The 19,228-nt window shown below is 70.7% G+C and carries 17 protein-coding genes; 8 read left to right on the top strand and 9 right to left on the bottom strand.

What is annotated here, in order from left to right; genetic code table 11:
* Window positions 1-138: 138 nt before the first annotated feature.
* The 3 genes from OOJ91_RS34430 to OOJ91_RS23635 all read right to left on the bottom strand — a co-directional run bounded on the left by OOJ91_RS34430 (window position 139) and on the right by OOJ91_RS23635 (window position 6,585).
* Window positions 139-5,124, bottom strand: coding sequence for a carbohydrate-binding protein (locus OOJ91_RS34430; RefSeq protein ID WP_323178556.1), 4,986 nt, complete (start codon window positions 5,122-5,124; stop codon window positions 139-141).
* Window positions 5,121-5,852: a hypothetical protein gene (locus OOJ91_RS23640; protein WP_266248267.1), complete on the bottom strand. Its 732-nt coding sequence runs from the start codon at window positions 5,850-5,852 to the stop codon at window positions 5,121-5,123. Before OOJ91_RS23640 ends, OOJ91_RS34430 begins: the two co-directional genes overlap by 4 nt.
* 511 nt (window positions 5,853-6,363) lie before the next feature.
* On the bottom strand, window positions 6,364-6,585 hold the full coding sequence (locus OOJ91_RS23635) for a winged helix-turn-helix domain-containing protein (protein ID WP_266248266.1): 222 nt from the start codon (window positions 6,583-6,585) through the stop codon (window positions 6,364-6,366).
* Window positions 6,586-7,062: 477 nt separating this feature from the next.
* On the opposite strand from OOJ91_RS23635, the gene OOJ91_RS23630 reads away from it, so the two are divergent.
* A complete protein-coding gene (locus OOJ91_RS23630) occupies window positions 7,063-7,329 on the top strand; it encodes a hypothetical protein (protein ID WP_266248265.1) in 267 nt (88 codons plus the stop codon).
* A 14-nt stretch (window positions 7,330-7,343) separates the two neighbouring features.
* Here OOJ91_RS23630 and OOJ91_RS23625 read toward each other — a convergent pair whose 3' ends face one another.
* A complete protein-coding gene (locus tag OOJ91_RS23625) occupies window positions 7,344-8,249 on the bottom strand; it encodes an RNA polymerase sigma-70 factor (protein WP_266249825.1) in 906 nt (301 codons plus the stop codon).
* A gap of 177 nt (window positions 8,250-8,426) precedes the next feature.
* Between OOJ91_RS23625 and OOJ91_RS23620 the strand changes: the two genes are divergently transcribed.
* Window positions 8,427-8,912 (top strand): carboxymuconolactone decarboxylase family protein, encoded by a 486-nt coding sequence (locus OOJ91_RS23620; RefSeq protein WP_266248264.1) that lies wholly within the window; start codon window positions 8,427-8,429, stop codon window positions 8,910-8,912.
* Window positions 8,913-9,021: 109 nt separating this feature from the next.
* Here the strand turns inward: OOJ91_RS23620 and OOJ91_RS23615 are convergent, their stop codons facing one another.
* Window positions 9,022-9,774 (bottom strand): TIGR03089 family protein, encoded by a 753-nt coding sequence (locus OOJ91_RS23615; RefSeq protein WP_266248262.1) that lies wholly within the window; start codon window positions 9,772-9,774, stop codon window positions 9,022-9,024.
* Between the two features lie 142 nt (window positions 9,775-9,916).
* On the opposite strand from OOJ91_RS23615, the gene OOJ91_RS23610 reads away from it, so the two are divergent.
* Complete coding sequence (locus OOJ91_RS23610) at window positions 9,917-11,023, top strand: hypothetical protein (protein ID WP_266248260.1); 1,107 nt, start codon at window positions 9,917-9,919, stop codon at window positions 11,021-11,023.
* Between the two features lie 27 nt (window positions 11,024-11,050).
* Here OOJ91_RS23610 and OOJ91_RS23605 read toward each other — a convergent pair whose 3' ends face one another.
* A complete protein-coding gene (locus tag OOJ91_RS23605; protein ID WP_266248259.1) occupies window positions 11,051-11,419 on the bottom strand; it encodes a MerR family transcriptional regulator in 369 nt (122 codons plus the stop codon).
* 58 nt (window positions 11,420-11,477) lie between these two features.
* Here OOJ91_RS23605 and OOJ91_RS23600 point away from each other — a divergent pair, with 58 nt between their 5' ends.
* Window positions 11,478-12,377 carry an NAD(P)-dependent oxidoreductase gene (locus OOJ91_RS23600; protein ID WP_266248258.1) on the top strand — a complete coding sequence of 300 codons (900 nt, stop codon included), beginning with the start codon at window positions 11,478-11,480 and terminating at the stop codon, window positions 12,375-12,377.
* A gap of 644 nt (window positions 12,378-13,021) precedes the next feature.
* On the opposite strand, the gene OOJ91_RS23595 is transcribed toward OOJ91_RS23600, so the two are convergent.
* From OOJ91_RS23595 to ligD (OOJ91_RS23585), 3 genes are all read right to left on the bottom strand, one after another.
* The gene (locus OOJ91_RS23595; RefSeq protein ID WP_266248256.1) at window positions 13,022-13,486 is read right to left on the bottom strand and encodes a hypothetical protein; all 465 of its coding nucleotides are present in this window, start codon (window positions 13,484-13,486) and stop codon (window positions 13,022-13,024) included.
* A 246-nt stretch (window positions 13,487-13,732) separates the two neighbouring features.
* Complete coding sequence (ligD, locus tag OOJ91_RS23590; protein ID WP_266248255.1) at window positions 13,733-14,644, bottom strand: non-homologous end-joining DNA ligase; 912 nt, start codon at window positions 14,642-14,644, stop codon at window positions 13,733-13,735.
* Window positions 14,634-15,575, bottom strand: coding sequence for a non-homologous end-joining DNA ligase (gene ligD / locus OOJ91_RS23585; RefSeq protein ID WP_266248253.1), 942 nt, complete (start codon window positions 15,573-15,575; stop codon window positions 14,634-14,636). The genes ligD (OOJ91_RS23590) and ligD (OOJ91_RS23585) overlap by 11 nt, the downstream gene beginning before the upstream one ends.
* An 85-nt stretch (window positions 15,576-15,660) precedes the next feature.
* Here ligD (OOJ91_RS23585) and OOJ91_RS23580 point away from each other — a divergent pair, with 85 nt between their 5' ends.
* From OOJ91_RS23580 to OOJ91_RS23565, 4 genes are all read left to right on the top strand, one after another.
* Window positions 15,661-16,683: a non-homologous end joining protein Ku gene (locus OOJ91_RS23580; protein WP_266248251.1), complete on the top strand. Its 1,023-nt coding sequence runs from the start codon at window positions 15,661-15,663 to the stop codon at window positions 16,681-16,683.
* 74 nt (window positions 16,684-16,757) lie between these two features.
* On the top strand, window positions 16,758-17,396 hold the full coding sequence (locus OOJ91_RS23575) for a DUF4241 domain-containing protein (protein ID WP_266248250.1): 639 nt from the start codon (window positions 16,758-16,760) through the stop codon (window positions 17,394-17,396).
* Window positions 17,397-17,496: 100 nt separating this feature from the next.
* Complete coding sequence (locus OOJ91_RS23570) at window positions 17,497-18,213, top strand: FKBP-type peptidyl-prolyl cis-trans isomerase (protein WP_266249824.1); 717 nt, start codon at window positions 17,497-17,499, stop codon at window positions 18,211-18,213.
* 123 nt (window positions 18,214-18,336) lie between these two features.
* Window positions 18,337-19,227 carry an SCO6745 family protein gene (locus OOJ91_RS23565; RefSeq protein WP_439117098.1) on the top strand — a complete coding sequence of 297 codons (891 nt, stop codon included), beginning with the start codon at window positions 18,337-18,339 and terminating at the stop codon, window positions 19,225-19,227.
* Window position 19,228 lies beyond the last annotated feature (1 nt).

Raw genomic sequence — 19,228 nt, 5'->3', positions numbered from 1 at the left:
AAGGGGGTCGGGCGCGGCGGGAAGAGCAGGATGTTCGGGCCACCGTGCGAGCGAACGGAACGGATGGCCTCCGCGTGGCCTACGCGCGCACCGGCCCGGGACCAGCAGCGGTCCCGGGCCGGCGTCACACGAACCTGACTACTTGATCAGTTTCCAGGGCCCGTTCTTGTCACCCGGCTCCTGGCCTCGGGTCCACCACTTCGCCTCGTACACGTGGCCCTTGAAGGACACCCGGTCACCGGCGTTGTAGACCCTGGTGAGCGTCCAGGCCGCCGGGCTGTTGTCCGGTGGGGTCGGGGCGATCTCCTCCCAGGAGCCGTTGCGGTCACCCGGCTTCTGGTTGCGGGTGTACCACTGGGCACGCCACTTCCTGCCGTCGTACATGGCGACGTCACCGGAGTTGAAGATCCGCGACGCGGTCCAGATCGCCGTACCGTCCTCGGTCATGGCGATTTCCTGCCACGCGCCGTTGGGGTCGGCGCCCGGCTTCTGGTTCTTCGTGTACCAGGAGGCCCGGAATACCCGGCCCTGGTAGGTGACCCGGTCCCCGTCGTTGTAGACGGTCGACGAACTCCACTGCGCCGGCAGGTTCACCGTCAGGACGGCGGTGGCCTCCACAGGTGCGAGGTGGTCGTCGCCCGCGTACGACGCGGTGAGCGTGTGCTGGCCGCCCGCGAGGCCCACCGGGAGGGTGAACGTCGCGGTTCCGTTGGTAAGCGTGGCCGAGCCGCGAACCGTCGTACCCTCGCGCAGCTCCACCGCGCCGGTGGCCGGCGTGCTGCCGGCCGCGACCTGCACCGTCACCGTCGCCGCGGTGCCCCAGGTGGTCGGGGCGGCGGTGACTGTCATCGTCGGGACCTGCTTGGCGATCGTGAACACGGCCGGCTGGGCCACCGCCTCGCCGCCGTCCGCGCTCTTCGCGGAGACGATCCAGCCGTACGAGGTGCCCGGCAGCAGCTTGTCCCAGGTCGCCGTGGCGACGCCGTTCGAGGTCACCTCGTCGGTGCCGATGGTGCCGGACGGCACGTACGCGGCGAGCGAGTCGGTGGTGAACGACGTCTTGCGGGTGCTGAGGTCCACCGGCAGGGTCAGGTTGTCCTCCGAGCCGTTGTAGCGCGGCTTCGGCTGGCTGCCGTCCTGGCGGACGTCGTACTCGGTCGCGCCGAAGTTCTTGAGGAACGGCGAGTACGTGTCGATGTGCATCTCGGCCCGGTCCACGTCGAACTGGAGCAGGCGCAGGAAGCTCGCGCCGAACTGGAGCCGGTCGGTGGCCTTGTGGTCCGGAGTGCCGTCGCCGTTGACGTCGATGGTGCCGTCCGGGGCGACCCGCGTCGGCCACAGCTCGGCGGCGGTGACCGTGTAGAACTGGTAGTCCGCGAGCAGCTCGACGACGTCGTGGCTGACCGTGACGCCGATCTTCGACTTCAGGTTGGTGCCGACGCCGTGTTCGTGACCGGCGAGGACCAGGAAGACGTTCGGGTTGGTCTCGACTACCTGCTTGAACAGCGGTGAGCCGTCGGGTGCGGAGAAGTCCGCACCCCGTCCGTCGGGGTTGGGCGACGGCTTCAGGTAGTCGTGGGAGAGCAGGATCCCGTTGCGGTCCTTGTACCGCTTGAAGATCGAGTCGGCCCACTTCGCCTCGGCCGGTGTGACGCCGTACGACAGGCCGACCGCCACGAAGTCCAGGCCACCGGCCGAGAAGAGCAGGTAGTTGTTCTGGTTGTCCCTGCCCGGCGTGACGGACCCGTCGGCGTTCGTCTTCTCGTCCCACGCGTGGTATTCGGTGCCCTTGGGCCAGCCCTTCGCCGTGCCGTAGTACCTGTCGGCGCTGAAGGTCCGGCTGAACCGGGACGTGGGGCCCGTCTCGGCGCCCAACTGGTCGTCGTGGTTGCCCGCGATGACCTGGTTGACGACGCCGTTGTCGTCGAGGATCTTCTGGAAGCCGGAGGCGGTGGACAGTTCCTTCTCGACCTGCTCGTGCAGACCGGGTCGCTTCAGCGAGCCGTCCGGGTTCTTGGCCAGCGGGTCGTAGTAGTCGTTCTCGATGACGTCACCTGTGTGCGCGGCGTACGCGATCTTGCGGCTGGCCGCGTTGTCGGCGATCCACTGCATCTGGTCGCGGTACGCGGCAGACCAGATCGCCTGCTCCTCGGCAGTCTCGACGTCCGAGGGCTCGGCGTTGCCGTCGAAGTCGTCGTACGTGCCGCCGGCCGCGCCCTCGGTGACGTACTGGGTGTCGGTGAAGTGCGCCAGCGAGAAGTCGTACGACGCGGGATCCTCGAAGTGGTCCTTGTCGTTCTGCGCCGTCGCGTCGTGCGGCGACAGGTCGTCGGCGAACGGGTCCTCGCCGGTGACCAGCACGTGCACGACGCCGCCGTCGCGGTAGCCGGCCTCGATCTGCGCGGTCAGGACGGTGTCCTGCCCGGCCTGCCCCCGCGAACTGGTCAGGACTACCCACTTCCTGGTGGCCGGGTCCCACGCTCGCAGCGCCACGATCCGCGCCGGGTCGATGGTGCCCGACCAGCGCAGTGTGGGCTCCTGCTTGGTCGCCCCGAGCGGCAGGTCGTACCGCTGGAAGATCACCCCACGGCTGGACGGGGTGTCGATTGTCGCGCCGTCGAGCGGGCGCAGCGAGGCGACGTCAACGTTCTTGTCGTGCTGCACGTCGAGCGTGGTCGGCACGTCGGCCGCCTCGCCCTGGTAGCCGCCCGTCGGCAGGACCACGTCCGCCTTGGTGAAGGTGGCGGTCAGCCCGACGCCCTCGGCACCGGGGATCCGGGCGGACAACTCGGCCGAGAGCGGGTCGGTGTTCTTGACGGTCGAGTTCAGCTCGGTCGGAACGTCCGGGATGCTGGCGCTGCTGAACCGCACCTCGCGGGTGGCGGTGTTGCCGAGCGCGTCGGTCGCCGTCAGCGAGATGACGTGCGCACCGGCCGGCAGGCCGTGGCCGATCTGGTCGCCCTGCTTGGCGGCCGCGCCGTCGAGGGTGATGACAGGCGTACCGACCACGCCGGAGGCGTCCTTGATCTTGAGGTTGAGCGCGACGGTGGACGTCAGCCGCTGCCCGGCCGCCGGCACGCTGCTCTCGATCTCGGGGGCGGTGTTGTCGGTGGTGAAGCGCCGCGTCGAGGTCTTGTCCCCGACGACCGCCTTGATGGTGTGCGCGCCGTCCGCAATCGTGGTCGTGTCCACGTCGGCGCGCATGCCCAGCGCCGGCAGCGCCGCGCCGTCAGGCGCGGTGACGTCGAACAGGACCACCTTGGTCAGCACCGCGTTGTAGCTGCTGCCGCAGGTGCCGTCACCGAGGTACGTGGTGACCTGGGAACCGGCGGGGTAGCTCGCCGAGCCGATGGTGACAGTGGTCTGCGCGGTCGAGCGGGTCAGCGGGGTCGCCTTCGCGTCGGTCGGCAGGAGCTGGAAGTCGCGCAGCGTGAAGTCGTCGAAGTTGTCGCAGCCGCCCGGCTTGGCGCTGCCGTGGTCGTTGCCGGCGACGAACTCCACGGCGTTGACGCCGGGCACCAGCCACTCGTTCGGGAACGCGAGGTCGGCGGTCTCCTTCTCCCACATGCCGATCTCCAGCGGGATGCCGTTGATCAGCACCTTGTTGTCGTACCCGTTGTCGCTGCCGTTGCCGCCGACGAACACCTTCAGGTGCGCGTCGCCCCCGCTGCCGAGGGTGTCGACAGTACGGGTCGTCGGCGCACCGTCGATGGTGAAGTGGAGTTCGGCATCCCTGTTGGCCGCGCAGGTGCCGTCGCCCAGCGCCAGCGTGGCGGCTGTCGTCTCCGCCTTCGTCACGGTCGTGCCGCTTGTGGTGACGACGTACGTGGTGCCGGCCGTCACCGTGCCGGCCGTGCTCAGGGTGAGGCTCGTCGCCGCCCGGTTGAGGGTGAAGTCGTCGTGGTTGGCGCAGGTCGCGCCGTTCAGGGTGCCGTTGTAGTCGCCGGTGCGGACCTCGACGACGTTGTCACCGAGGTGCAGGAACCGGGTCGGGAACGCCAGCCTGAGGTCCTCCGCCCCGGTGGCGCCGTAGTCGCCGCCGAGGTCGACACGGTGGCCGTTGACAAGCGCGTAGTTCTGGTAGCGGGCCTCGATGGAGTTGCCTGCCTCGACCCGGAGGCCGAGGGTGGCGGTGCCGGTGGCCAACGCCTCCGCGTTCTCGGCGGGCTTGTCGTCGATGGCCAGCGACTCGACGTGGTCCTTGCCGCCGGTGGGCAGCGCGGCGATGACCGGGCGCGTGCCACGGATACGGGCACCGTCACCGGGGGTGACGACCGCAGCGCCTGCCGGTGAGTTGTTGACGTCGACTGTCACGGACGTCTTCGCGCCCGACAGGGTGGTCGCGCTTACCGTGTGCGTACCGTTTGTCAGCTTCGTGGTGTCCAGGTCGGTACGCAGGCCGGAGGTGCTGCCCGGCTCGCCGGAGATGACGAAGGTCAGGGCCTGGTTGAGCAGCTTCGCGGAGCTGCCGCAGGTGCCGTCGCCGAAGCTGTAGCTGAACAGGTTCTGCTCGCCGTCGGCGACCACGCCGAGCAGGCTGAGGCTGATGCTGCTCAACGCGTAGTCGTCGTAGTTGGGGCAGCGGCCACCCTCACCGTTCGGCAACTCCTCGTAGCCGACGGCGGTCTTGGTGGTCGTGTCGACCCAGTTCGCTCCGGCCTGGACGGTGACGGTGTTCGCGCCGGGCTTCAGCCAGTCACCGGGAAAGTCGAGCGTGCCGACCTGCCCGCCCGGGATGTCCGGGAGGTAGATCCGGTCGGCCTCGGCGGTGTGGCCGTTCACAGTGATGTAGTTGCGGTAGCGGGCCTCGGTGCCGTTGCCGCCCATCTCGAAGGCGAAGTGCGCGGTGCCGGCGGTCTTGTCGGCGGCGATCCGGTCGCCGTCGACGGCGAGGGTGGTGACCGAGTCGTTCTCGGTGACCGGCTCGACGACGACGGGGACCTTACCCTCGATGTTCTGCCCGTCCTGCAGGCTGATCAGTGGCGTGTTTCCGCTGGTCGGGACCGTCTGCGCTCCTGCGAGGGTGGGGCTGAGGGTCGTCGCCGGTCCGGCGATGAGCAGGAGCGCCACCGCGGACAGGAGTCCGCGTGTTCGCTTCCTACGCGCACGTGGTGCGTGCGTCATGGCGAGTTTTCTCCTTTGTTGGGTGCGAGGAACCGCCGACGACGTACCTGACGTCGCAGCAGCGGGACGACGGCCGCGACGAGCAGCAGGGGGCCGACGCTTCCGGCGACCTTCCAGGTGGCGGCGCGGTCGTGGTCGCGGTCGTGGTCGGCCCCGCCGGCGGCGGGTGCGGCGCCGAGCGCCCAGTCGTGGGCGTACCGGCCGGGGCCGTACACCTGACGCTTGCCCTGCGGGCCGGTCGCCACCGTCTGGTACGCCTGGTCGAGATCGCTCAACATCCGGACCTCGACGCGGGCCGCGCCGACCGGCCCCGCGCAGGTGTAGTCGACGTCCACACCGGAGCCCACGAGGTCGCTCGGCGGGTCGACAACGCCCGTGCACGCGTGCCCGTCGCTGCTGACTGTCATCTGCGTGAGCAGGTAGCTCGCGAACGGCGCGGACGTGGCGAGCACTGTCGCATCAGAAGTCTGAAAGGAGATCGCGCCGTCGAGCAGAACGCGGTCCTGCGGCAGCAGACCGAGCTTGACGCCGAGCAGGGTCAGTTCGTCGACGCCGCCCGCCTTCCACGTCAGACGCACCACCTCGGGACGGGTCGCGTCCGCCGCGACGGTCACGGTCTGCGGATAGCCGTACGGGTGTGCTCCGGCGGGAACCGCCATGGCGAGCAGGGTGACTGTGAACGCCACCGCGATCACGACGCGGCGGGGCCACCGTGCGGTTGAGGGCATGCCAGCGCTCCGGTCTACAGGTGCTGTGGCACGCCGGTGGGCGCGGCCGTTCAGTGACCCTGCCGGCCGTTGGCGAACTCGTCAGGCGAGCTTGATGAGAAACGAGCGCAGCGGGGATGAACAGTTAGTTGATCAACTGTGCTGCGCAGCCGGCGCAGGTATCTCACGCGCTGTCGAGCTGATGGCGTCAACGAATCAGTCGGCCGCCTCCTGCTCCGCGAGGTCGGCAACGACCTGGGCTAACCAACTCGCCGCCAGCCAGTGCAAGGTCAGCGCTAGACGCCCAGGCCCCTCACTCAAGACGGGGCTGGGGTTGCGGCGAGGGGCTCGCTGGCCATCCGCTGCGGCTGCCCGACGTGTCGATGTGCTGGTGAGCGGTATACCTCAGAGGTATGAATATGACTCTGAGGTATACCGCTGACGACCGCATCCGCCCCCACGGAGGTGACTGAGGGTCACCGCCGGCCGCCGGCCGCGCCCGCCGCCCCAGCCAGGGTTAGGAATTACTCGTCTAGCTGGACTCCGCAACGAAGACGCCGCGACCCGGGCGGCCGACCAGCACACCCTGCTCCCGCAACGTCGCCACCGCCCGATGGATCGTCGAGACCGACACGTCGTAGTGGTCGGACAACTGCTGGGTGGACGGAATCTTTGATCCGCGCTGGAACTCGCCCGTCTCGATCCGCCTCAGCAGATCGTCGATCAACTCACTCATGGTCGGCGGAATCGGCACGTGGAGGCCCCTTGCAGTCGGTTGGCCCTCCCAGTATCGAGCAAGAGGTGAAAGAGCGGCAATAACTGACGCAGGAGAAGCAGGCAGGAGGCGACAGCGAGATTCGACAGATAAGAGAGCGTTGACAGAGGTGATAGGTATCGGTAGCGTCGCTCTCGGTGATGCGGTGCTGCTGCGGTCGGTTGGCGCCTCTCGTGTCGGTCTCGCATCGCCGCCGAGTCCCCACCCTCCGCGCTCCCCCGGCGCGGCCCTGCTGCCGTACCGCCGATCGAGGCTGCGGTCGCAGGGTGGGGCGGTCTCCGCCGACCGCAACCGGCGGAGGCCGCCCCTTCCACTTCGACGCGACCCGACGAAGGGCGGTCCCCCCGTGCGCGACCTGATCCGCCGGCTGGTGAGCCGACGTGAGGATCGACCACCGATCGCAGCAGCAGGCCGGAACAAGTCCCAGAGCGCCCGGTCGGCGAATCGCCGCTACCGATGACCGAGCGTTGGGTGATCCACCTGCCGGTCACCGCACCCGACCTGCTCCGGGCCCGGATCCTCGCCCGGACCGCCGCCCGGGTGCTGGCCCGGCTCAGCGCCCGCGTCGAGCCGGGCGGGGTGACCGTGTCGGCCGAGGACCAGCAGGGCGTACGCCACTGGGTCTTCTGCGACAGGCGACTGCCCGGCGGCGGCCGGTGTGCCCTGCCCGCCGACCACACCGTGCCCTGCTCGCGACGCACGCCCTGCCGTTACCGACGGTGAGAAGTGGCCCGACGTCAGCGGCTCAGGGCGTTCTCCCGCTGCATGTGGGACAGCTTCTCCGGATTGCGGACAGCGTAGATCCCGGTGATCAGGCCGCCGTCGATGCGCACGGCCACGACGGTGTCCAGCTCGCCGTCGAGGTGGACGATCAGCGCCGGGTAGCCGTTGACCTGCGCGGGCCGCCACGACGTGCTGCTCGCGACCTTGCCCCAGAAAGATGCCAGCGCGCGGGCGACCTTGTCGGCACCGAGGATGGGCTGCGGGACGGCCTGTTTGATCCCGCCACCGTCGCCGAGAAACACCACATCCGGCGCGAGGATGTCGAGCAGGCCCTGCAGATCGCCCATGTCGACCGCCCGCTTGAACGCGTCGAGCGCGCGCCGGGCCTCCGCCGCGGAGACGACCTGGCGGGGCCTGCGGGCCGAGACGTGTGCCCGGGCACGGTGCGCGATCTGGCGGACGGCGGCGGGGCTCTTGTCGACGGCTTCGGCGATCTCGTCGTACTCGAGGTCGAACACCTCGCGCAGCACGAACACCGCCCGTTCGGTAGGCGCGAGCGTCTCCAGCACCAGCAGCACGGCCATCGAGACGCTGTCGGCAAGCGCGACGTCCTCGGCCACGTCGGGCGCGGTGAGCAGCGGCTCGGGCAGCCAGGATCCGACGTAGGACTCCTTGCGACGACCGAGCGTCCGCAGCCTGGTGAGCGCCTGGCGGGTGGTGATGCGGACCAGGTAGGCGCGCTGGTCGTGGACTGCGCCCAGGTCGACGCCCGCCCACCGCAGCCAGGTGTCCTGGAGTACGTCCTCGGCGTCGGCGGCCGAGCCGAGCATCTCGTACGCGACGGTGAAGAGCAGGTTGCGGTGGGCGAGGAATGCCTCGGTGGCCCGGTCCGGCCGGTCGTCGGGTGCGGTCTGCGGCATGCCCACCACTGTGAACTCCTGTTCGCTGTCGACTGCGTCACCCACCAGATGCCGGAGCCGGTCGTTCTGTGACACCGTCCGGCCTGTGGCGGCCGTCACCCTGCCCGGCCGTCACAGGGTTGTGCTCGCCGGCATCTCATGTTCGTCCGATCGAACACCACAGCTAAGGACGGAACCATGGACGCCAGGTTCAACATGTTCGAGAACGAGTTCGCCATGAAGTTCTTCAAGCGGTTCGCCAACGTCGGCATGGTGCTGCAGCAGTCGCCGCTGCCGAAGTCCACGCAGGAGCTGGTGTCGCTGCGGGCGAGCCAGATCAACGGCTGCGGCTGGTGCATCGACACGCACGCCAAGGAGGCCGCGGCGGCCGGCGAGAGCGCGGTTCGACTCAGCCTGGTCGCGGCCTGGCGTGAGTCCACAGTTTTCACTGAGGCCGAGCAGGCCGCGCTCGCGCTCGCCGAGGAGGGCACCCGGCTCGCCGACGCCTACCAGGGCGTGTCCGACGAGACCTGGGCTCAGGTGCGCAAGCACTACGACGACGACCAGGTCGCCGCGCTTGTCGCGCTTGTCGCCCTGATCAATGCGGCCAACCGGCTCGCCGTGATCGTGCACCAGCGGGGCGGCTCCTACGAGCCCGGCACGTTGGCCGCCGCGTTCGGCTGAATCGGCGACGGACCCGGCCCGGGATCATCCGATCCCGGGCCGGACGCACGCCGGAAGCCGGAACCTCAGTCGGCGCGTGCGCTGCTCGGCCCCGGGAACGGCACCCAGCTCAGAGGACCCGGGTGACCTGTTCGGCGGCGACGATCGCGTCCCGTCGCGCCGGGTCGAGGTTGGCGCTGATGACCACTGAAGCGCCCGCCGACAGCGGCGCGAGCAACCACTTCAGCGGCTGCTCGGTCTCGGCGGCGTCGACAAGCAGCCGATCGCCGGCCTGCAGGTCCAGCATCGTGGCGAACTCCCGCGCGAGCGCTCCCCACTGGCCGTAGGTCGTGCCGTCCGCGGTCGCCGGGTCCGACGGGTGGATGGCTGTGTGGTCGGGCGTGACGTCGGAGTGGCGGAGCACCTCGGCGGACCAGTCCAGCCAGCCCAGCGGCACGTCGGCCAGCCGCCCCGGCCCGGTGCCGACCAGGTAGCGGTGCGGGGCGTCCGGCACGTCCTCCAGCCAGTCGTCCTGCCGCTCGGGAGTCACGAGGACCGCGTCGAACGGCCTGTCACCGCCGGGCTCCAGCACCGCAAGGCCCGCCGTGGCGCGCGGCCGGAACGACACCGCCAGGCCGCAGGCCCAGGCGCCCAACAACACCGCGGCGGTACGCCAGTGCGGCGGCAGCAGCACCGCTACGCGGCTGCCGGGGCCGAGACCGCAGCCATCCCGCAGGAGGCTCGCGCTACGCGCCGCCCAGACGCCTACCTGCTGTGCGGTCAGGTCGACGCGTTCGCCTGTCGCCTCGTCGCGGTAGCTGAGCAGTGGGCTCTCGGCAGCGGCGGGCGGGACCGTGCGGTCGGCCGTGGCGTGTGACTGCATCTGCGCTCCCCGGGTGACGACGTCGCCACCACCCTACGCAACGACTTTGGTCGTACGCCTCGTCGGCCGATGGCCGTATCGGGTGGCCGGATGGCCCGCGCACGGTCACAGGTGACCCCCGCGACGCCGCCGAGGAGCCCCCATGCCGACCGGACCCGACCCCGCCACCGCTGACAGCCCCGCCACCGCTGAGCGCCCCGCCACCGCTGATCGTGTGCCGCTGCGCTGGCGGCTCCTGCCGGTGCTGGCGTTGCTGCTGGTCGCGCCGTGGGCGGCCGAGTGTTCGTGGGGTGGCTTCGCCATCGACGGCTTCCTTCCGGTGGTGATCGGCCTCGCTCCGATGTACGGCGGAGCGGCGATCCTGATCCGGGAGACCGCCCGACGCCTCGGCGCGGGTTGGCCGACGATCGTGCTGCTCGCCGCCGCGTTCGGTGTGCTCCAGGCCGGCCTGGTGGACCAGTCGCTGTTCAACCCCGGCTACCTCGACGACACGCAGTACGCCGACACCCGGGCCGCCGCCGAGGCCACGCTGGTACCGGGGCTCGGGTTCAGCCTCCGGCAGGCGTTCGACTACGTGGGCAACCACATCCTGCTGACCATCTGCGCGCCGATCGTGTTCGTCGAGTCGTTCCTCGGGGAGAAGCGGCGGCTGCGGCCGTGGCTGGGCCGGCCCGGGTTGGCGGTGGTCGCCGTGGTCTACCTGCTCGGCAGCCTGTTGGTCTTCACCTCCCCCGAGGGTCGGAAGAACTTCCTGGCCAGCCCGCTCCAGCTCGCCTTCGCCGGCACGGTGATCCTCATCCTCGTCGGCGCCGCTCTGCTGCCCTTCTGGCGCAACCCGCGGCCGCGGCCCACCGATCCGTCGAGCGCCGGGCGGACGCGGCGCTCCCGTCGGGCGCCGCACCCACTCTGGGCGGCCCTGCTGATCGTCCTCGCCCGCTTCGGCACCGACCTGACGCCCGGTTGGGCGGGGGTGGCCATCGCGCTGGCCATCGCCGCCGCCGTCGGAGGGCTGATCGCCTACCTGTCGTCGCGCGCCGGTTGGGGGCAGCGGCACGTGCTCGCCGCCGGCTCGGCGAGCGTGGTCAGCGCCGCCGCGTTCGCGTACCTGGTGCCGCCGTACTCCCCGGCGAGCCAGGCGGCTGCCCTGGCCGGCGACATCGCGGTCACGGTCGTCACCGTGGCCCTGGTGGGCGGCGCCTGGTGGCGGTTGCGCCGCGCTTCGCCCGCTGCGCACATCGCCGCGAGCTGAACCGCCCCTATGCGGGCGGGACGGTGCTCAGGGCTGGTCGCGGGCCCCGGGGCCGGCCTGGATGAGCCGGTCCAGGACGGCACGAGCGGCCGCGAGCCGATCGATGGACGTGGTGATCCGATCGCGCTCCACCGCGAGAGCGTCGAGGAGTTCCGGGCAGGTGGGGGCCAGCACGGTCACGTCGTCGGGGATGCAGGGAAGGATCTCGGCGATGGCAGCGGTGTTCAATCCGGCGGACAGCAACAGTTGGATGTGCCGCACCGTGCCCACCGCCTGCGGCTCGTAGTGGCGGTAGCCGCTCGCGAGACGGGCCGGCCGCAACAGGCCCTGTTCCTCGTAGTAACGCAGGGCGCGGGGGGTCGTGCCGGCCTGCCGTGCCAGTTCGCTGATCCGCACACCGAGAGCAGATCAGCGCTTGACCTTCACGTCAACGGCAAGGTTTAGCGTCGTCGCTGTGACTCACCGCAATCATGAGGACAACCAGTCCGCCACAGTCGCCGTCCTGGGGCTCGGTCCGATGGGTCGGGCGCTGGCCGCCGCGTCGCTCGCTGCCGGTCATCCCACAGTGGTCTGGAATCGCACGCCCGACCGGGCGACCGCGCTCGTGGCCGCGGGGGCGCTGCTCGCTCCCACGGTGGCCGATGCCGCGCGCCGGGCATCGGTCGTCATCGCCTGCGTCATCAACTACCGGGCAGCTCGCGCCGTCCTGTCGGGCCTCGACAGTCCGCCGGCAGGCCCATTCGTCAACCTCAGCAGCGGGCACGCCGCCGAGGCGCGGGACCTGGCGACCTGGGCCGCGCAACGGGGCATCAACTACCTGGACGGGGCCATCCTGACGCCCGCGCCGACCATCGGCACACCTGCCGCGACGATCCTCTACAGCGGTCCGCGGGCACTCTTCGACGACAGCCGTCCCTCGCTGGAGAGCTTCGGCGGCTCCAGCGTCTACCTCGGTGCGGACGCCGGCACGGCAGCGGCGTACGAAATGGCGTTGCTCGACCTGTTCACGATGTCCGTCGGCGGACTCGCGCATGCCTTCGCCCTGGCCCGCGCCGAGGGCATACCGCCTGCGACGTTCGCCCGTTTCGCCAGAGGAATCGGTGGCCTGCTTCCCGACATGGCCGACCGGTTCGGCGAGCAGCTCACGTCCGGCACCTTCAGCGCCGACGTGTCAAGCATCGCGTCGGCGGGTTCGGCGGTCGCCCACGTCGTCGACGCCGCGGCCGCGCGCGGCATCGAGACCGGACCGCTGCGCGCCGTGCAGTCGATCATCGACCGGGCCATCGCGGCGGGCCACGGCGGCGACAGTTACGCCCGGCTCGCCGAATCGCTCGTGCCGGCCGATCACGCGTAGGCCGAGACGTCCCCAGCAACTGCTGTGGCTGGACGCTGATTCCTGATCGCGCGTACAGGTGTCGAGAATTTCTCGCCGAGGGTGTCGGTGAAAATTGTGGTCACCACCATCGACAAGCGACGCAGAAACGACCGAAAACCGAAACATGAATCATTGCACCGAGCTTTAGATGATCATCATCTGCCCAGCTCAGGGTAGTTTTGTTGATTCCGGCGTCGCACACCGAGTGTCTGATTCATGACCGTAACCTTCGTGGGATCGCGCAATCTCAGCGTGCACGACGGGGGATCGCAAGAATTCGGGCCTCGGGCCCTCAGTCCGGCTCGCGCCGCTATTGCGCTCCCACGGCACCGTCGTGCTATAGATCTAAGAGCATTTATATCTCATTAATGAGATAGGAACTCGCGTCAAGGAGTGGTGGCAGTCTTCCGCCACGCGGGCTGCGGCAACCACCGACGTGTGGTGTCCGGGCGGCCTTCCATCCGACTTGGAGCGGGTTTTTGCGCACCTGGAGGTAGGAGTCGCATGTCCAGTTCAATCCGCAGTCGAGGGCTGGTGGGATCGGTGCTTGCGATCGCACTCGTCGTCTCCGCCGTGGGCCCCGCACCCGCGTCCGCACACCCAACGGGGAGCGCCCCAGCCGGTCAACCCCACAGGGCCGCCAGCAGCTCACCAGCCGTGTTCACCAACTCGGCGAAGGCCACCACGGCCAGCAAGCCGGCGGCCAAGGCCGCCCGGAAACCCGCGGCGCCCGCCCGGCCCGCCGCCGGTAAGCGCGGCGGCACCGCAGTGGTCACCTGGAAGAAGCCGGCCGAGAACGGCAGCAGGATCACCGGGTACGTGGTGACGCCACACCGCAACGGCAAGGCCACCAAGCCGACGACCTTCGACGCCTCGACCACGAGCCGCGCGGTGAAGATCTCGGGGACCGGGAAGTGGACCTTCACCGTTGCCGCGACCAACAGCGCCGGCACCGGCCCGGCCAGCAAAGCGTCCGCTCCGCCCCGGACACTCGCCCTGCCGACCGCGCCCGCCATCATCGCGGTCAACGGGGGCTCCATCACGGCGGTGTTGAGCTGGACCCGGCCGGCCTCCGACGGCGGGGCCACGATCACCGGTTACGTCATCACCCCGTACATCGCTGGGGTTCCTCGACGCTGACCTCACCAACCCTCGCGGGCGGCGGCCGAGTGGCGCCGCCCGCGAGGCGCGTCAAGCACTCGTAGCTGGCGGTGACCGTCGGTCACCTACGTGGGGGCGGATCTGACCGTGAGCGGTATACCTCAGAGTCATATTCATACCTCTGAGGTATACCGCTCAACAGGACATCGACACGGCGGCCCGCCAAAGCGGGTCTAGGCCGGCAGTTCGGGGCCGCCGTCGAGCAGCGGGGCCAGCAGGTCCCCGTACTCCTCGACCCTGGTCAGGACCTCGGCGGCGGTGAACTGGCGGACGGCCGGTCGCCGGCCGCGGGCGCCGGCCTCGACCTCGTCCCAGGTCAGCGGCGTCGACACCGACGGCACCGACTGGGCGCGCAGCGAGTACGGCGCCACAGTCGTCTTCGCCGCGTTGTTCTGGCTCCAGTCGATGAAGACCTTGCCGGGACGGAGGTTCTTCGCCATCTTCGACACGATCAGCCTCGGGTGCGCCTTCTCCAGCTCCTGGGCGATCCGGCGCGCGTAGGCGGAGACGTCATCGGCGGACTGGGTGCCCGCGATCGGGCAGCACAGTTGCATGCCCTTCTTGCCTGACGTCTTCGGGTACGAGTCGATGCCGTCGTCGGCGAGCCGGTCACGCATCAGCACCGCCACCGGGCAGCACTCGGCGAGCCCGGCGGGCGGCCCCGGGTCCAGGTCGACCACCATCATGTCCGGGTCCTCGCCCACCTTCCACTGCGGTGTGTGCAGCTCCAACGCGGCGAGGTTGGCCAGCCAGACCAGGGTGGGCAGGTCGTCGGCGACCACGTAGTCGATGGTCTCCCGACCCTTTGTCGACCCGGGCGCGGGAAGCGTCTCCACCCGCACCCAGTCCGGGGTCGCGGCGGGCTTGTTCTTCTCGAAGAAGGACTTGTCGTCCACCCCGTTGGGGAAGCGGATCCGGGTGACCGGGCGGTCGGCCAGGTGCGGCAGCAGCACCGGGGAGATCCGGGTGTAGTAGTCGATCACCTCGCCCTTGGTGAAGCCGACCGCCGGGTAGAGGACCTTGTCCAGGTTGGACAGCTCCAACGGGCGGCCCTCGACGTCCACCCGCAGCTTCTCAGCCGGCATCGTCGACCTCCTCCGGCGGCTTGTCCGGGCGCAACCGCAGCACCCGGGGGAAGCGCAGCCGGCCGTCGGGGGTGCGTTGGCCGTACTTCACCTCCACCACCACCCGGGGTTCTACCCAGATGGCACCCCGGGCATCCTCGCGCGGCACTCCCGGCGCGAACGGTGACACGCCGGAGCGCAGCGGCTCCAGCTCGGCGAGGAGCTGCCGTTCGATGGCCGCGCCGATCCCGCCGCCGACCCGACCCCGGTAGATCAGCCGACCGTCCGGGCCGGGCACCCCGACCAGCAGCCCGCCGACCCGGCGCGCGCCCGGCCGCCAGCCGCCGATGACGAAGTCGCCTGTCACCTCCAGCTTGACCTTCACCCAGTCCGGGGAGCGCACCCCGGGGCGGTAGACGGCACCGACCCGCTTCGCCATCACGCCCTCAAGGCCGTGCTCCCCGGCCGCCTCGTAGGTCGCCGGGCCGTCGGCGAAGACCGGCGGCACCGCCCACCGGGCGCCGCCGAGCCCGAGCGCGTCCAGGGCCTCCCGGCGGCGCTCGTACGGCCAGCCGGTCAGGTCCTCGCCGTCGCGGCGCAACAGGTCGAAGATCATGTACGTGACGGGCATGACCGCCGCCAACCGGGCCGCCTTGTTGCGGTCCCGCACGTGCATCCGCTCGGCGAGGGCAGTGAACGACGGCTGCCCGCCCTCGCCGAGCAGCACCACCTCGCCGTCGAGCAGCACGTCGTCGACCTGCTCGGGAAGAGTGGCCAGCTCGGGGTACGCGGCGGTGATCTCCACGCCGGAGCGGGCGTACAGGTGCTGGACGCCGCCGGAGATGTCGGCGAGCGCGCGGACCCCGTCCCACTTGAACTCGTACGCCCAGCCGTCACCCGCCGGGAGCGGCCCGGTCATCGCGAGCATCGGCTTGAGCGGCGCGCCGGACACGACCCGACTGTAGTAGCAGGCCGAACACCTCGCGTCATGTTCTTTCGGATGCGAGCATGGTCGATACCGGGGAAGGGAGCGCAGGATGCGTGCCATCTGGAAGGGAGCCGTGTCGTTCGGGCTCGTCTCGATCGGGGTGAAGCTCTACTCGGCCACCGAGGAGAAGGACATCCGGTTCCACCAGGTGCACCGCGAGGACGGCGGCCGGATCCGCTACAAGCGCACCTGCTCGGTCTGCGGCGAGGAGGTCACCTACGACGACATCGCCAAGGGCTACGACATCGGCGGCGGCGAGATGGTGATCCTCACCGACGAGGACTTCGCCGACCTGCCGCTGACCAGCTCCCGCGCGATCGACGTGCTGGAGTTCGTCCCCGCCGAACAGGTCGACCCCATCCTCTACAACAAGGCGTACTTCCTTGAGCCGGAGGGCACCGCCACCAAGCCGTACGTGCTGCTGCGCGACGCGCTCATCGACTCGGAGCGGGTGGCAATCGTCAAGGTGGCGCTGCGCCAACGTGAACAGCTCGCCACGTTGCGGGTCCGCGAGGGCGTGCTGCTGCTCAACACGATGCTCTGGCCGGACGAGATCCGTACGCCGGACTTCGGTTTCCTCGACGAGGACCTGAAGGTGCGCCCGCCCGAGCTGGCCATGGCCAGTTCGCTCATCGACTCGATGACCGGCGAGTTCGAGCCGGACGTCTTCACCGACGACTACCGGGCCGCCTTGCAGGAGGTCATCGACGCCAAGGTGGAGGGTCGTGAGGTCGTCCAGCCGGAGGAGGCCGAGGAGGCGCCGGCAGCGGCGGTCGACCTGATGGCCGCGCTGAAGGCATCGGTGGACCGGGCCCGGGCGGCACGCGGCGAACAGCCCGCCCGCGGTGGAGGCGGCGGCGAGCCGACGCCCATCTCGTCGGCCCGCTCGGCGCAGAAGGCGGCCGAGAAGAAGGCCGCCAAGGCGCCCGCGAAGAAGACCACGGCGAAGAAGACGGCCGAGAAGAAGACCACCGCGAAGAAGGCCGAGCCGGCGAAGAAGACCGCCGCGAAGAAGGCGGAGCCGGCGAAGAAGACTGCCGCGCGCAAGACCGCACCCCGCAAGAGCGCCTGACCGTACGGCGGCGACGACTGGTGTCCGCCGGACCGGGTACGCTCCGCCGGCCGTTGGCCACCGGAGGAGCCCCCATGCCGTACACCCCTGACCTGGACCGGTTGTTGACGCCCGGTGCCCGCTTCACCGACGAGTACGGCGCGTACCTGATCGAGGCCCATCGGGTAGACGACGTCGTGCTGCCCACCGGCCAGGTGGTCGGGTGCGACCCGCTGGTCTGCCCGGAGGCCGAGCCGTACACGGTGACAGTGGCACCGGGGCGGTATCCCGCCCGCGCCTGGGTGGCAGTGGTGCTCCGGGAGGGCGCCGAGGTGGACAGGCGGGTGGCCGCGCTGCAACTGGTGGTCTCGGACGAGCCGGCGATCCGCTGGGAGCCGGCCGTCGCGGGCGACCAGGACGTCGCCGCGCTCGGCCCGGACGACTACTTCGGGTACGGGGTGGACGCGGGCGCCGGCACGCTCGCCGACCCGACGGCGCTCGCCGTCCTCGACGGCTGGGACCACGACCAGGTGGAGGAGGTGTTCATCCCCGACGAGCTGCCCATGTCGCCGGTCCGGGGCCTGATCGCCGCAGTCGTCGACGAGGCCACCGGCGCCAACGTCGTCACCGTGGCCACGGGTTGGGGCGACGGCTGTTACGGCACCTGGATCGGGCGCGCGGCCGACGGCGGCGTGACGTCGTTCGTGACCGACTTCATGGTGATCCCGAAATAACGTCCCGCGAGGGTGCCGGTGGGCGATCCGAGGCATCCGGGGCGGGCACGGCGGGCCGCCGGGCGAGTACCGTGTGCGTCGGCTTTCCCCCCGGCACCGGGTGCCGGCCACACCTTCGCAGCAGGGAGTCGACGACGTGAGCGAGCGCACGCAGGAGAACCGGTCGGAGGGCCAGAGCCCGGCGACGAAGGCGGGGCGGCGGCTGGCCGCCCAGCTGGCGGCGCAGAAGGCCGCCGAGGCGAAGCGTCGCCGCCAGGCGTGGGCGGGCGGCCTCGCCGGCGTCGCGGTGATGGCGCTGCTGATCGGCGGTTTCGTGTGGATCGACCGGAACCGTAGCGACGACAAGCCCGCCAACCAGGCCGGCGCGACCCCGTCCGCCTCCGCCCCGGCTGCGGACGCCCCCACCACGCCCCCGGCGCCGCAGCTGCCCGAGGGCGCCGACCCGGCGCTGGGCACCAAGCCGACGGTGGCGGCGGGCAAGGGCGAGCTGAAGAAGCTCACGGTCACCCCCGTCATCAAGGGCAGCGGCCCGGCGGTGAAGAAGGGCCAGACCATCACCACCAACTACGTGGGTGTCTTCTACAAGGACGGCAAGGAGTTCGACTCGTCCTGGAACGCCGGGCAGCCGGCCACCTTCGCCATCGGCGTGGGTCAGGTCATCCCCGGCTGGGACCAGGGCCTGGTCGGCGTGACAGTGGGCAGCCGGGTGCAGCTCGACATTCCGGGTGAGCTGGGGTACGGCAACGACGAGGCCAACGCCAACGGCCGCCCGACCGGCCCGCTGCGCTTCGTGGTGGACGTGCTCGCCGCCAAGTGACCCGTCCGGATCGCCCCGGTTGTCGCCGCGGCGCGATGGATTTGTTCACATCGGGCTTCCTGCCCGTCACCCTCCGGCAGTAGGTTCGGCGTCACCCCGGGCGGCCCGCCGTCCGGGGTGACCATGCGGACCTGGGACGCGGAGGTGCACGTGACGGCGGTGGACGAGCCCGGGCGGACCGCCCGGTTGATGTGGACGCACTTCGAGCCGGTGCACGCGGTCACCTACTTCCATCCCCGGGCGCGGGCCGCGACCGAGGCGGTCGGGCTGCGCGGCTACTGGCGGGGCTACTTCGCCGGTCGGGCCGCGCCGCTGGGCGCCGTCGAGGCCGCTCCGGTGATCGCCGCGTTCTTCAGCTTCGCACCACCCATGGTGAGCCGGGCCCTGCCGGCGGTCTGGGGGCTGGCGACCCCGCAGGAGTCGCTGCGCGCGCGGCTGACCGGCGCCGTGCAGGCCCTCGCGGAGCTGACCTACGAGCTGCCCGAGGCGCACCTGGTCGAGGCCGCCGACCTGCTGGAACGGGCCGCCTCGGCGGCACAGACCCCCGGTCGGGTGCTCGGCGCCGCAAACGCGGCGCTACCGGCCGGGGAGTACCCTCTCGCCCGCCTCTGGCAGGCCGCCACCACCCTGCGGGAGCTGCGCGGCGACGGGCACAACGCCGCCCTGGTGGCCGCCGGCCTGGACCCGGTGGAGACGCTGGCCTGGCGGGTCGCGGTGGACATGTCGGCGGAGAACCTGCTCGGCCGGGGCTGGTCCGAGGACCAGTGGCGGGCCGCCCGCGAGCGGCTGGCACAGCGCGGGTGGTTGACAGTCGACGGGACGCCCACCGACATCGGTCGCGCCGGGTTCCGGGCGGTCGAGGACGCCACCGACCTGGCAGCCGAGCATCCGTGGCGGGCTCTCGGCCCGGACGACACGGACCGGCTCCGTGAGCTGTTGGAACCGATCGCCCGGTCCTGCCACACGGTGATCCCGCCGAACAGCCCGATCATGCTGCCCGCGCTGCCCGGCTGAC

The organism is Micromonospora lupini, from assembly GCF_026342015.1.
Classification (GTDB): Bacteria; Actinomycetota; Actinomycetes; order Mycobacteriales; family Micromonosporaceae; genus Micromonospora; species Micromonospora lupini_B.
The sequence above is the reverse complement of the archived record's forward strand: the minus strand, read 5'-3'. Positions and strand labels throughout refer to the sequence as shown.